Annotated in this window: 13 protein-coding genes; all 13 read left to right on the forward strand. The window is 54.6% G+C overall.

Going from position 1 to position 13,906, the window contains the following annotated elements; genetic code table 11:
* Positions 1–10: 10 nt before the first annotated feature.
* The 13 genes from fabD to AC27KL_RS07715 all read left to right on the forward strand — a co-directional run bounded on the left by fabD (position 11) and on the right by AC27KL_RS07715 (position 13,662).
* A complete protein-coding gene (fabD, locus tag AC27KL_RS07655) occupies positions 11–934 on the forward strand; it encodes an ACP S-malonyltransferase (RefSeq protein ID WP_487169342.1) in 924 nt (307 codons plus the stop codon).
* A gap of 51 nt (positions 935–985) precedes the next feature.
* Positions 986–1,735: a 3-oxoacyl-[acyl-carrier-protein] reductase gene (gene fabG, locus AC27KL_RS07660; RefSeq protein WP_212948892.1), complete on the forward strand. Its 750-nt coding sequence runs from the start codon at positions 986–988 to the stop codon at positions 1,733–1,735.
* A 102-nt stretch (positions 1,736–1,837) separates the two neighbouring features.
* Positions 1,838–2,071 (forward strand): acyl carrier protein, encoded by a 234-nt coding sequence (acpP, locus tag AC27KL_RS07665; RefSeq protein ID WP_019638123.1) that lies wholly within the window; start codon positions 1,838–1,840, stop codon positions 2,069–2,071.
* Between the two features lie 133 nt (positions 2,072–2,204).
* A complete protein-coding gene (fabF, locus tag AC27KL_RS07670; RefSeq protein WP_339321354.1) occupies positions 2,205–3,443 on the forward strand; it encodes a beta-ketoacyl-ACP synthase II in 1,239 nt (412 codons plus the stop codon).
* Between the two features lie 12 nt (positions 3,444–3,455).
* Positions 3,456–4,166, forward strand: coding sequence for a ribonuclease III (gene rnc / locus AC27KL_RS07675; RefSeq protein WP_036714478.1), 711 nt, complete (start codon positions 3,456–3,458; stop codon positions 4,164–4,166).
* A 156-nt stretch (positions 4,167–4,322) separates the two neighbouring features.
* On the forward strand, positions 4,323–7,892 hold the full coding sequence (gene smc / locus AC27KL_RS07680) for a chromosome segregation protein SMC (protein WP_487169343.1): 3,570 nt from the start codon (positions 4,323–4,325) through the stop codon (positions 7,890–7,892).
* Positions 7,893–7,926: 34 nt separating this feature from the next.
* Positions 7,927–8,937: a signal recognition particle-docking protein FtsY gene (gene ftsY, locus AC27KL_RS07685; protein ID WP_487169344.1), complete on the forward strand. Its 1,011-nt coding sequence runs from the start codon at positions 7,927–7,929 to the stop codon at positions 8,935–8,937.
* A gap of 303 nt (positions 8,938–9,240) precedes the next feature.
* A complete protein-coding gene (locus tag AC27KL_RS07690; protein WP_487169345.1) occupies positions 9,241–10,074 on the forward strand; it encodes a hypothetical protein in 834 nt (277 codons plus the stop codon).
* A gap of 452 nt (positions 10,075–10,526) precedes the next feature.
* Positions 10,527–11,174 carry a PAQR family membrane homeostasis protein TrhA gene (trhA, locus tag AC27KL_RS07695; protein ID WP_036714503.1) on the forward strand — a complete coding sequence of 216 codons (648 nt, stop codon included), beginning with the start codon at positions 10,527–10,529 and terminating at the stop codon, positions 11,172–11,174.
* A gap of 160 nt (positions 11,175–11,334) precedes the next feature.
* Positions 11,335–11,691: a putative DNA-binding protein gene (locus AC27KL_RS07700; RefSeq protein ID WP_036714481.1), complete on the forward strand. Its 357-nt coding sequence runs from the start codon at positions 11,335–11,337 to the stop codon at positions 11,689–11,691.
* 24 nt (positions 11,692–11,715) lie between these two features.
* Complete coding sequence (gene ffh / locus AC27KL_RS07705; RefSeq protein ID WP_339321349.1) at positions 11,716–13,098, forward strand: signal recognition particle protein; 1,383 nt, start codon at positions 11,716–11,718, stop codon at positions 13,096–13,098.
* A gap of 38 nt (positions 13,099–13,136) precedes the next feature.
* A complete protein-coding gene (rpsP, locus tag AC27KL_RS07710) occupies positions 13,137–13,409 on the forward strand; it encodes a 30S ribosomal protein S16 (RefSeq protein WP_036714483.1) in 273 nt (90 codons plus the stop codon).
* 22 nt (positions 13,410–13,431) lie between these two features.
* On the forward strand, positions 13,432–13,662 hold the full coding sequence (locus AC27KL_RS07715) for a KH domain-containing protein (protein ID WP_036714484.1): 231 nt from the start codon (positions 13,432–13,434) through the stop codon (positions 13,660–13,662).
* Positions 13,663–13,906 lie beyond the last annotated feature (244 nt).

A 13,906-nucleotide genomic window follows, 5' to 3' on the forward strand; every position in this document is an offset into this window, starting at 1 on the left:
AGCGCAAAAGATGGGTAAAACGGCATTTGTATTTCCTGGACAAGGAGCCCAGTCCGTCGGAATGGGCAAAGACTTTTACGAGGCGCATGCCGCCTCGCGCGAAATTATCGACAGCGCGGACCGCGCGCTGGGATTTCCGCTTTCGAAGCTCATGTTCGAAGGCCCGGACGGCGAATTGAAGAAGACGTTTAATACGCAGCCGGCTTTGCTGACGGCGAGCATCGCCGCATTAACGGCGCTCCGCGAGAAAGGAATCGAGCCCGATTACGTCGCCGGCCATAGTTTGGGCGAATACAGCGCGCTTGTCGCTGCGGGAGTTCTTGTCTTCCAAGACGCGGTGAAAATCGTGCGTGCCCGCGGAGAATTCATGGAGGCGGCCGTTCCCGGGGGACAAGGAGCCATGGCGGCCGTGCTCGGCGCGGACCGTTCGGCTCTGGAGCAGCTGTGCCGCACCGTCACGGAGGAAGGCCATCTGGTGGAAATGGCCAACATCAACTGCCCGGGACAAATCGTCGTTTCCGGCACCAAAGAAGGCGTTGCAGCCGTTGGGGAACGCGTGAAGGAAGCCGGGGGCAAACGGGCGATCCCGCTCGAAGTCAGCGGACCGTTCCATTCCTCCCTGATGAAGGAAGCGGCGCAGAAGTTGGCGGCGAAGCTTGAGGAGGCCGCGTTCAGCGAACCCGCCGTTCCGGTCGTTGCCAACGTAACGGCCCGTCCGGCCGAAAATGCTGACCGGATCCGGGAGCTTCTCGTCGAGCAGGTATATTCTCCCGTCCTTTGGGAAGACACGGTGGCTTACCTGATCGCCGAAGGCGTCGACACGTTCGTCGAGATCGGACCGGGCAACGTGCTGACGGGGCTCGTCAAAAAAATGGACAAGACCGTGAAGCTGATCAACATCAATACGCTTGAAAGTCTATCCGCAAGCTTCTAAAAATATGGGATGAAAGAAATGCCCGTATACTAAGAAGAAAGGAGAATTCGCATGTCCAAACCATTGCAGGGACAAGCCGCGCTCGTTACCGGCGCATCCCGCGGGATCGGCCGCAGCATCGCGCTTGCGCTTGCCGAAGCCGGAGCGAACGTTGCCGTCAACTATTCGGGCAGCGAAGCCGCCGCGCAGGCGGTCGTCGATGAGATCAAGCAGCTGGGCGTCGAGGCGTTCGCCGTTCAGGCCAACGTCGGGCAATCGGACCAGGCCGAGAACCTTATCAAAGAGGTAACGAACGTATTCGGCCGGATCGACATCCTGGTAAACAACGCGGGAATTACGAGAGACAACCTGATCATGCGCATGAAAGAGGAAGAATTCGACCAAGTGATCGAAACCAACCTCAAAGGCGTGTTCAACTGCCTCAAATCCGCCAGCCGTCCGATGATGAAACAGCGCTACGGCCGGATCATCAACATCTCTTCGGTCGTCGGCGTGCTCGGCAACGCGGGGCAGGCTAACTACGTGGCGGCGAAAGCCGGCGTCATCGGCCTGACCAAGTCATCGGCGCGGGAGCTTGCTTCGCGCGGCATTACGGTGAACTGCGTGGCTCCGGGATTTATCGACACCGATATGACCCGCGAGCTTTCGGATGAACTGAGAGACAAAATGATTCGGGATATTCCGCTCGCCCGTCTCGGCCGGCCGGAGGAAATTGCCAAGGTTGTGGTTTTCCTGGCCTCCGAAGGGGCATCCTATATGACAGGACAAACTCTTCATGTAGACGGCGGCATGTATATGTAACGCCCGCAAAAACAGGCTAGACGGCCAAAAAGAGAACCGTTTTCATAGCCTCTGGCATTTTGAAAACTTTTCTCGTATAATACCAAGGAGGAGGTGAACCGGATGTCCGATGTATTGGAGCGTGTAAAGCGCATCGTCGTGGATCGTTTGGGTGCTGACGAAGCTGAGGTAACACTGGAAGCATCTTTTAAAGATGATCTTGGTGCTGATTCTCTCGACGTTGTTGAACTCGTCATGGAATTGGAAGACGAATTCGATCTGGAAATCTCTGATGAAGACGCAGAGAAAATTACGACCGTAGGTGAAGTTGTAAATTACATACAATCTCATACCTAAGTCATTTGATAAGTCCCGTACTGCTATACAGGCGGGACTTCTCCTCATTTTGAAAGTGAAATGCGAATGGACATGAATATTTGCACCGGACGGGCTTCTATCGTCCGTGCAATCGATATAGAGGTGAACGTACTTGAAGCATAGAGTGGTTATAACCGGGATGGGCGTTGTGACGGCACTCGGCCATGACCTGGACACGTTTTGGAATAACTTGATGGCGGGCAAATCGGGGGTTTCGAGGATCGAATCTTTCGACGTCAGCGAATATCCTACGCAAATTGCGGCTTCGGTCAAGGATTTTAATCCCGAAGACTTCATGGACAAGAAGGAAGCCCGCAAAATGGACCGCTTCGTCCAGTTTGCGGTAGCGGCCGGAAAAGCGGCGCTTCAGCACAGCGGGCTGGACATCGCGAAGGATGCGGATGCGAATCGCGTCGGCGTGTCCATCGGGTCCGGCATCGGCGGTCTCGGAACTTGGGAAGACCAGCACAACATTCTGCTCGAAAAGGGGCCGAAACGCGTTAGCCCGTTTTTCATCCCGATGATGATCGCCAACATGGCTTCCGGCCAATTGTCCATCATGCTCGGGGCGAAGGGGCCGAATACGACGCCGGTCACGGCTTGCGCCACCGGTTCGCATGCCATCGGCGATTCGTTTAAGCTCATCCAGCGCGGCGACGCGGACGTCATGATCTGCGGCGGTGCCGAAGCGACGATCCGTCCGACGGGGATGGCCGGATTTTGCGCGATGCGCGCGATGTCCACGCGCAATGACGAGCCGGAAAAAGCGAGCCGTCCGTTTGACACGGGCCGCGACGGGTTCGTCATGGGCGAGGGGGCCGGCATTCTGGTTCTGGAATCGCTCGAGCATGCCCAAAAACGCGGCGCGCGCATTATCGCCGAGGTTGTCGGCTACGGCCTGAGCGGCGATGCTTACCACATTACCGAGCCGGATCCGGACGGGCCTGCACGCTGCATGACGATGGCGCTGCGCGACGCCGGGCTTGACCCCGAGGCGGTCGACTACATTAACGCCCACGGGACCTCAACGCCTGTCGGCGACCGTTCCGAAACGATCGCGATCAAAAAGGCGCTGGGCGACCATGCCGCCAAGGTAGCGGTCAGCTCGACGAAATCGATGACCGGCCATCTGCTGGGCGCGGCCGGCGGCGTCGAAGCGGTTATTTGCGGATTGTCGCTCGAACATCAAAAAATCGCGCCGACGATCAATTTGGAAAATCAGGATCCGGAATGCGATCTGGATTACGTTCCGAATCATGCCCGCGACGCGAAGCTGGACGTCGTCATGTCCAACTCTTTTGGTTTTGGCGGCCATAATGCCACGATCATTCTTAAAAAATTCGATGAGTAAGGGGACGATTTGTTGAGTGGAGATCTGAAGCAGTTACAGCAGAAACTTCAAATCCAATTTCACAATCGGCTGCTGCTGAAACAGGCCTTTACCCACGCTTCTTATGTCAACGAACACCGCTTCAGCCAGCAGCAGGATAACGAACGCCTTGAATTTCTGGGCGATGCCGTGCTGGAGCTGACGGTATCCGAATATCTGTACCGGCTTTTTCCGAACCGTCCCGAAGGTGAACTGACAAAGCTGCGCGCGGCCATCGTCTGCGAGCCGTCGCTCGTGAAGTTTGCGGAAAGTTTGGAATTCGGGCAGTACGTGCTGCTCGGAAAAGGGGAAGAGCTGACCGGCGGGCGCACCCGCCCGGCTTTGCTCGCGGACGTTTTCGAATCGTTTGTCGGCGCCCTTTATCTCGATCAGGGCCTGGAAGCGGCCCGTTCGTTTTTGCAGACCTACGTTTTTCCCCAAGTCGAATCCGGGGGCAATCTCCATATGAGCGATTTCAAGACGGAGCTGCAGGAATTGACGCAGCATCATAATATGGGCGCTTTGGAATACCGGATCGTAGAAGAACGGGGGCCGGCGCATGAACGTGAGTTTGTCTCCGAGGTATATATGGGAAATGAGCGCGTAGGAAGAGGAACGGGCCGCTCCAAGAAAGAAGCCGAGCAGCAGGCTGCGGCAGTCGCCCTGAAGCAGCTGAAGCTCGCGGGAACGGACGGCTCCCTGTAAGTATTCAAGGACAAACAAAGAGCAAAGAGCAGTCGCACATGATGAACGGCAGTAGCCTTCAGACTGCTTTTTGCTCTTTCTTCGTTGAAGGCCGGCCGAGCTCCCAATGAGGCGCGGGGTTATGGTATTATAAGGTTTAGAGGTGATTTGGATTATATGTTTTTGAAGCGGATTGAATTAGCGGGTTTTAAATCGTTTGCCGACAAAACCGAAATGGAATTTGTCCGCGGCATCACGGCGGTCGTAGGTCCGAACGGCAGCGGCAAAAGCAACATTTCCGACGGCATCCGCTGGGTTCTTGGGGAACAAAGCGCCAAATCGCTGCGCGGAGGCAAAATGGAGGACATTATCTTTGCGGGAAGCGACGCGCGTAAGGCGGTCAATTTCGGCGAAGTGTCGCTGACCCTCGATAATGAGGACCATGCCCTGCCTCTGGATTTTAACGAGGTAACGGTGACGCGCCGGGTACACCGGAGCGGAGACAGCGAATATTTTATCAACAGGCAATCGTGCCGGCTGAAGGACATCACCGAGTTGTTCATGGATACCGGCATCGGCAAAGAAGCGTACTCCATTATCGGACAAGGCCGGATCGAAGAAATCTTGAGTACAAGGTCCGAGGACCGCAGAGGGATTTTCGAAGAGGCTTCCGGTATCGTCAAATATAAATCGCGAAAAAAAGATGCGGTCCGCAAGCTCGATGAAACCGAGCAAAATCTGCTCCGCATTCACGACTTGGTTACGGAACTAGAAGACCAGATCGGGCCCCTCAAGGAACAGTCCGAAAAGGCCATCCACTATAAACAGCTGCGCGAGCAGCTCAAAACGAAGGAAATTTCGCTGTACGTGCACCAAATCGAGCAGATCCACGCCGCCTGGAGCGAAGCCAACGCGAAGCTGAAGGTGCTGCAGGAGGAGCAGCTTCAGCTGTCCACGGTCGTGTCCGCGCATGATGCCAAGCTGGAAAGCGACCGGGCGGCGCTGCGCAAGCTGGAGTCGGAAGTCGAAACGCTGCAAGGCGAGCTTCTGCAGTACAGCGAGGCCTATGAGAAAAGCGAAGGTTATGCGGAAGTGCTGCGGGAGCGCAAGCGGAACCTGGAAGCGAACCGGGAGCAGCTTTTGAATACGCTGAGCAGCGGAGATGAGCGTTTCGAGGACCGCAAGGCGGAAATCGAACTGCTGAAAATGAAGCTGGAAGCATCGCAGGACGAATTGAAGCAGCTGCGCGAGCAGCTTTCGAACGAAGAGTCCAAGCTGGCCGGCTTGACCGGGGGAATCAGCCAGCAGCAGGAGGAGAGCCTGAAAGGCAACTTGCTCGAGCTGATGAACCAAATGGCTCAGGCGCGCAACGAAATCCGTTATGCGGACCAGCAGCAGGAAGCTTTGGCCCGCCGCATGAGCCGCGCCGACGAGGAAACGGGCAAATGGGAAGGCAAAAAGGAAGAACTGATGGGCCGCAAGCAGCAGCTCGACCAGGCGATCGAAAAAATCGGGCAAGAGATTCGGGATCTTCGCGGCAGTTACATTACCGAAAGCGAACGGTACCAATCGCTTCAGCGGCTGCTGGATGAAAGCCAAAGCATGCTGCGGAAGTGGGAGCAGAAGCGCGAAGCGCAAATTTCGCGCCGGGACACGATGAAGGAAATGGCCGATGATTTTGACGGCTTTATGTTGGGCGTCAAGGAAGTGCTGAAGGCTGCGCGCAAATCGGTGCTGCATGGCGTACACGGGGCCGTCGCCGACCTCATCCGCGTACCGGAACGGCTGGAGCTTGCGGTTGAAACGGCGCTGGGCGCGTCGCTGCAGCATGTGGTCATGGATAACGAGGCGGTGTCCCGCCAAGCGATCGCATTCCTGAAGCAGCGGCAGCTCGGACGGGCGACGTTCCTGCCGCTCGACGTCATCCGCGCGCGGAACATTTCCTCCGGCGACCGGTCCATGATCGAAGGCGTAGAGGGATTTGTCGGCATTGCGGCGGACCTGATCCGATACGAGGACAGATATGCCCCGATCGTCGGCAGCCTGCTCGGCAATGTCATTCTGGCGGAAAGCCTGGAAGTAGCCAACAAAATCGCCGCCCGCTGCCAATACCGCTATCGGGTCGTGACGCTGGAAGGCGACGTCGTGAATGCCGGCGGTTCGATGACGGGCGGCAGCCAGCACAAGAAAAACAACAACCTGCTCGGCCGCAAACGCCAGCTCGAACAGCTGGACCAGGAAATATTGGATACGGAAAATCAGCTGCGCAAGCTGACCCAAAGCATCCAGGACGTGAAAAACCAGCTGGCCGAAACGCAGGAGAAGCTGGATAAGCTTCGCCAAACCGGCGACGAAAAGCGGATCGAAGAGCAGAACCTCTCCGGCGACCTGAAGCAGTTGGAGCATGAGCTTCGGCATGTGCTGGAGCAGGTGCAGCTGGCCGGCCAGGAGAGAACCGGCTTCAATGAAGAAAACGAACAGCTGCAGAAAGCGCGCGATGAAGCCGTCAAAAAGCTCGCGCAGCTGGAGGAGGAAGAAAAGGCGACGCATCAGGCGATCCAGGCTGCCGAATTTGCCCGCAAAGCCAGCGAATCGGCCAAGGAGGAGCTCCAGACCCAGCTGACCCAGCTCAAAGTCCGGGAAGGCAAGCTGGACCAGGAATGTTTCTCGCTTGAGGAACAGCTCCGCCGGATGCAAAACGAATTCAACTCCCACGATAAGGAGCTGCGCCAATCGAAGACGCTGCTGGCATCGATCGAGGCGGATCTCGAAAACAACGCCAAGGAATCGATCCAGCAAATCGAGGACCTGAACCGCTACAAGCTGAAGAAGGAGCAGGCATCCGAGCAGCTGGATTTCAAGCGTGCGGCCCGGATGCAGCTTTCGAAAAAGCTGGAACAGGACGAAAGCGAAACGAAGGAGCAGCGGACGCGCCTGAAGGCGGTGGAAGACCAGCTGCGGCAAACGGAAATCGGCGTGAACCGGCTTGACGTCGAATTGGAGAATATCCTCAAAAAGCTGAGCGAGGACTATGAGCTTAGCTATGAGCTGGCCAAAGCGAGATATCCGGTTCCGGAAGACGTGCCTGCCGTACAGGCCGAGGTCCGCGAATTGAAGCGCGGCATTGCGGCGCTCGGTGACGTCAACTTGGGCGCCATCGAGGAATATCAGCGCGTCAACGAACGGTATCAGTTCCTCAGCGAGCAAAAGGCCGATCTGGTCGAGGCCAAAACGACCCTGTACGAGGTCATCCGGGAAATGGACGATGAGATGTCCAAGCGGTTCAAGCAGACCTTCGATGCCATCCGGCACGAATTCGGCACGGTGTTCGTCAAGCTGTTCGGCGGCGGCCGGGCAGACCTCGTGCTGCTGGATCCCGAGCATCTGCTGGAAACGGGCATCGACATCGTAGCGCAGCCTCCGGGCAAAAAGCTGCAAAACCTGCAGCTGCTTTCCGGCGGCGAACGAGCGTTGACCGCCATGGCGCTGCTGTTTGCCATTTTGCAGGTCAAACCGGTGCCGTTTTGCGTGCTCGACGAAGTGGAAGCGGCGCTCGACGAAGCGAACGTCGTTCGTTTTGCCCAATATTTGCGCGAGTTTTCCGAACAAACGCAGTTTATCGTCGTGACGCACCGCAAAGGCACGATGGAAGAAGCCGACGTGCTGTACGGCGTAACGATGGAGGAAGGCGGGGTATCCAAGCTGGTATCCGTTCGCCTCGAAAACGATGAAGCCGAGATCGCCTGACATCAGGCAATGACGACAGAGATGGAGGAGACATATGAGCTTTTTCAAAAAGCTGAAAGAAAGCATTTCCAGCAAAACCGAGGCGGTGACAAGCAAATTCCGCGACGGCCTGGAAAAAACCCGCAAGGGATTTGTCGAGAAAGTGGCGGACCTGATGATTCGCCGCAAAAAAATCGACGAGGAATTTTACGAGGAGCTCGAAGAGATTTTGATCGGGGCCGACGTCGGCGTCAATACGGTCATGGAGCTCATCGACGATCTGCGCGCCGAGGTGAAGAAACAGCGGATCGAAGACGCGTCCGAGCTGCAGCCGATTTTGTCGCAAAAGCTGATGGAGCTGCTGCGCGGAGACGACGATAACGCCATTCGCATGAACCCGGACGGCATCACCGTCATTTTGTTCGTCGGCGTCAACGGCGTCGGCAAAACGACGACGATCGGCAAGCTGGCCCACCGTTTTAAGCAGGAAGGGAAAAAAGTGATCCTGGCCGCAGGCGACACGTTCCGTGCCGGGGCCATCGAGCAGCTTGAAGTATGGGGGGAACGCGCCGGCGTGGAAGTCATCAAGCAGCATGCCGGATCGGACCCTGCCGCCGTCATGTTCGACGCCGTACAGGCCGCCAAGCAGCGGCAGGCGGATGTCCTCATTTGCGATACGGCAGGACGTTTGCAGAACAAAACGAACCTGATGGAAGAGCTGAATAAAATTTTCCGCGTCATTCAGCGGGAAATTCCGGGAGCGCCGCATGAAGTGCTGATGGTACTGGATGCGACGACCGGGCAAAACGCGCTCAACCAAGCGAAGCTTTTCGGCGAAAAAAGCGGCGTCACCGGCTTGGTGCTGACGAAGCTGGACGGCACTGCCAAAGGCGGCATCGTCGTAGCGATTCGCCAGGAGCTGAACCTGCCGGTCAAATTCGTCGGCCTCGGCGAAAAAATGGAGGATCTGCAGCCGTTTGATTCCGAGCAGTTCGTGCATGCGCTTTTCGCAGGGCTGATTCAAGAGCAGGAGCAAGGCGACGAGACCGAAACAGCTAATGATTAAAAGTTAAGCGACATAGCCAACTAAGCTTATTAGCCAGATAGTAACATAAAAAAGGCTTTGCCATGGAAGGTCCGGGTTTCGGGGAAAACCGCTTCCGTCGCAAAGTCTTTTTTGATGCAGCGAGAAATCTTTTGATTTTATATCATTTATTTGGAATAACTTTGAACCGGACCGCCTTCTCGTTCGCCTATAAAGCATAAGACAAACGCATCATCCCGGGAAACTTTCAAATACTGAAAGTTGCGTTTTTCTATCACAAATTCATGAAATCAAAAGCTTTATACCCATGAGGAGGCAACCAGAATGAAAAAAACGACCATTGCCGTATTAACGACAGCGCTGCTGCTTGGAGGAGCCGTGAACGGATCCGTCCTGCATGCCGCAACAAACGCCCAACCTGCCCAGAATGCACCCGTTTCCGGCACCGGCTTCTCCCTGAACCCCGGAATCGAGAAACAATATGGGGGAGCGGCGTTTACGCTGGAATCGCTGAAGGCCGGTTCGAATGCAACCGAATTTTCCCTTTCGCGGATCGTTCCGGAAAACATCGACAAAGAGATCGACAAAAATATTATGGCGATGAATATTCTGGTCATCGATACCAACGGACGGATTTACGAACGGATTCAAGCCAAAGAGCAATGGCGCCAAAAGCAGGACGGCAGCTTCGACCGGGTGTATACGGAGCAGGTGGCGGCATTAAAAGGAAACCCGAAAACGCTGAAGCTCAAACCGTATGTAGGAGGCAATTACGACGACAACTCCCTTCAATCGGCACAAAAAGCGAACGTGACGGTTCCATTGAAGGGAAAATATCCGATCGTACTCGATCAAGGTAAAATCGGCACCGTGGCCATAACGAGCGTGGAATACGGAAAAGATAAGACGGTTCTGAACGTGACGGCCAAGGGAGAAGTGGCTTCCGTTCAAACGGTTCCGATCTGGCTTGTACAAAACGGAAAATCTCTTAATCAGCTGCGCAAGGAGTTGATCGGAGTTGACAAGGGCGTATATCGCTACCAATTGATATTCCCGGCAGTGGACAAAAAAGCGGCGCTTAGCGCGATGACGAAACGAATGACACCTGTTACCTTTCTGAAGGAACTGGAGATGGAAGTAAATTTGGACCAAAAATGAACCCATCCGAGGCTTGTTTCGCCCATATCCGAAAACGGCGGTCACCGGAATTCATTCCGGCGGATTGCCGTTTTCGTTTTTCGTTCACTTATAAAAAAGGGTTACACCTCGCGAAGCCGAAGCGGGAGCCGCGTTCTCTGGCGCGGCCGGCGTACAGGCACACCTGCGGGGGGATTTTCATAAGCTTTAACAGGCTTAGGCTTAGGCGAAAACCGGTACATAAAAGAATCCTTTCTTGCGGTTCGCTCGAACATGATGTTTTTGGCATCAGGCAGCTGCAGCACCTAAAGATACAGCAATATATACACATCTTTTCATCGTTTTTTTATAGCCATTTTCCCCTTTGAACCGTCCATTGGAACAGCTGAGGACGGCCGGGACCCCGCAAAAGTGGAAATGGCAGAGGAGGGAAGGTTATAATGATAAGTAAAGAAACCATGAGAGGGTTGTTTATGGCGAACACATATACCTACAGCCGGCGGGAAGAAGTGGCCAATGCCATTACCCACGGCATCGGCGCGCTGCTTAGCGTAGCCGCTTTAATCGTTCTGATCGTCTTTTCGACTATGAAGGGAACGGCTTGGCATATCGTCAGTTTTTCCGTTTACGGCACGACGATGCTGATTTTGTATTTGAATTCCACCCTGGTGCACAGCTTTAAGGAAGGAAAAATCAAAGACCTGTTCGAAATTTTCGACCACTCTTCCATCTACTTGTTTATCGCCGGCACGTACACGCCGTTTATGTTGGTGGCGATCCGCGGACCGCTGGGCTGGACCTTGTTCGGGATCGTGTGGGGGATCGCCGTGTTGGGCTGCATTTTCAAAGCTTATTTCACGAAACGCTTTTTATTTATGTCGACGATATTTTATCTGATGATGGGCTGGATGGTCGTCGTTGCCTGGGGGCCGCTTACGGCAGCCGTGGCGTCCGGCGGAATCGTTTTGCTCGCGGTCGGGGGCGTGCTTTATACGCTCGGAACGATATTTTACGTCTGGCGCGGGTTCCCGTTCCATCATGCCATTTGGCATTTATTCGTGCTAGGCGGCAGCATCGTCCACTTTTTCGCCGTGCTGGTTTATTTGCTCCCCTGGTCGTAAAACGCTTGATAGCAAGAGGTTCGAGCCGGTTGGGGGGCCGATGGGAAAAAGATCGGAGGATGACAAGGAATAATGCTTGACATCTTTCTTCGTTTTATGTATGATAATGAACGTTAATGAAGTGTAAAGTGTTTTTCCTTGACGAAGGGAGTGCCCCTAAATGAGTCAGGAGAATCGGCTCGAGAAAACGAACCGGATCAATCTGTTGTTTGACTTCTACGAACTTTTGCTGACGGAAAAGCAGCAGACGTTCCTTAAATATTACTTTCACGATGATTTTTCCCTCGGGGAAATCGCCGCCGAATTCGAGATCAGCAGGCAGGCGGTATATGAACATATCAAACGGGCCGAGCAGGTGCTGGAGCAGTATGAGGAAAAGCTCGGGCTGCTCAAGAAGCACGAACGGCGCGTACAGGATTTAGAGAAGCTGCGCGAGTTGGTGAATGCCAGCGCGATGGCGCAGAGTGATAAAACGAACATTAATGATCTAGTGGATCAATTGGAAGCATGGGAATAAATCAAATGAAGGAGGTGGCGGTTCATGGCATTTGAAGGATTGACCAGCAGGCTGCAGAACGTATTCAGCAAGCTGCGCGGCAAAGGGAAGGTCACCGAGGACGACGTAAACGAAGCGATGCGCGAAGTGCGTCTGGCCCTTTTGGAAGCGGACGTCAACTTTAAAGTCGTCAAGGATTTCGTGGCCAAGGTGAAGGAAAAAGCCGTCGGCACGGAAGTGATGCAAAGCTTCACCCCGGGCATGGTGATCATTGACATCGTCAATAAAGAGCTTACCGAGCTGATGGGCGGAAGCCAGGCGAAACTGGCGAAAGCCAACAAGCCTCCAACCGTGATCATGATGGTCGGTTTGCAGGGTGCCGGTAAAACGACGACTTCCGGCAAGCTGGCCAAAATGCTGCAAAAGCAAAACCACCGTCCGCTGCTCGTTGCAGGCGATATTTATCGCCCGGCGGCAATCAAGCAGCTCCAGGTACTGGGAGAACAGATCCAAGTGCCGGTATTTTCGCTCGGAGACAAGACAAGCCCGGTGGAAATCGCGAAGCAGGGCTTGCAGCATGCCAAGGACAACGGCCATGATTATTTGATCGTCGATACCGCCGGCCGTCTTCACGTCGACGAAGAGTTGATGGAAGAGCTGCGGCAAATCCACGCCGAAATCAAGCCGGACGAAGTGCTGCTCGTCGTCGACGCCATGACGGGGCAGGATGCCGTCAATGTGGCGGACACGTTTAACAAGCAGCTCGAACTGACGGGCGTGGTCCTGACCAAGCTGGACGGCGATACGCGCGGCGGTGCCGCGTTGTCCGTCAAGGCGGTGACCGGCTGCCCGATCAAATTCGCCGCGCTGGGCGAAAAAGTCGACGCGCTTGAGCCTTTCCATCCGGAGCGGATGGCTTCGCGGATTCTCGGCATGGGCGATATGCTGTCGCTGATCGAAAAGGCGCAGTCCAACATCGACGCCGAAAAAGCCAAGGAAATGGAGCGCAAAATGCGCAACGCCGAATTTACCTTCGACGATTTCCTGGAGCAGATGGAGCAAGTGAAGAAGCTTGGCCCGATCGACCAGATCATGGACATGATTCCCGGCATGGGCAAGCTGAAGCAGGTGAAAGACTTGAAGGTCGACGAGAAACAGATGGGCCGCATCGAAGCCATCGTGTTCTCGATGACGAAAGAAGAGAAACAGAATCCGGACATCATCAACCACAACCGCCGCAAGCGGATTGCCACGGGCAGCGGAACGTCGCTCGCCGAGGTGAACCGGCTGATCAAGCAGTTCGACGAGATGCGCCGGATGATGAAACAGTTCTCGGATATGATGGGGCCGAAAGGTCCTAAAGGCAAGGCCTTAAAACAGTTAAAAGGATTGGCCGGCAAAGGCGGACTTCGGTTCCCGTTCCGTTAATCTGAAAGATATATATTTTGTTGAAGGAGGTGAATTTCGTGGCAGTACGTATTCGTCTGAAACGCATGGGTGCTCATAAAGCTCCTTTCTACCGCATCGTGGTATCGGATTCCCGTTCCCCGCGTGACGGCCGTTTTATCGAAGAAATCGGTTACTACAACCCGGTACAACAACCGGCTGAAGTGAAAATCGATGAAGATAAAGCTCTTGCATGGCTCCAAAATGGTGCGCAAGCATCCGATACGGTTCGCAACTTGCTGAGCAAAGCGGGCGTGTTGAAGAAGTTCCATGAGCTGAAGCAACAGAAATAATGACTGATGGTGAGGGTTATCTATGGAAGAATTAGTCGGAGTCATTGCTAAGGCTTTAGTGGATCATCCCGAAGATGTGACCGTGAGAACGGTGGAGAAGGATCATCTGATTGTCTATGAACTAACCGTGCATCCGGACGATGTAGGGAAGGTCATCGGCAAGCAGGGCCGGATCGCCAAGGCGTTCCGCACGGTCGTCACTTCCGCAGCAGTCAAAATGGATAAACGCGTAACCGTGGATATTATATCTTAAAGGTACGAAGGGGGCTAGGATGCATTTCCTAGCCCTTTTTTTCGAATGATCGGATCGATATGTTTCCGGCGGAGCAAAATAGGCAGGAGAGCCGGAAATTTGCCGTTCAAGAAGGAATTATGCCTTATCCGCGGTATTATATAGGATGGAAGCAAATGCCGCCGGGCAAGCGGCGGTTATTTGTTTAAATATTCGGTTTCATTTTTCGAAGGCGCCAAAACGGCGTTTTTGGCTCCGGTCTACG

This window comes from Paenibacillus sp. YAE3, assembly GCF_057546105.1.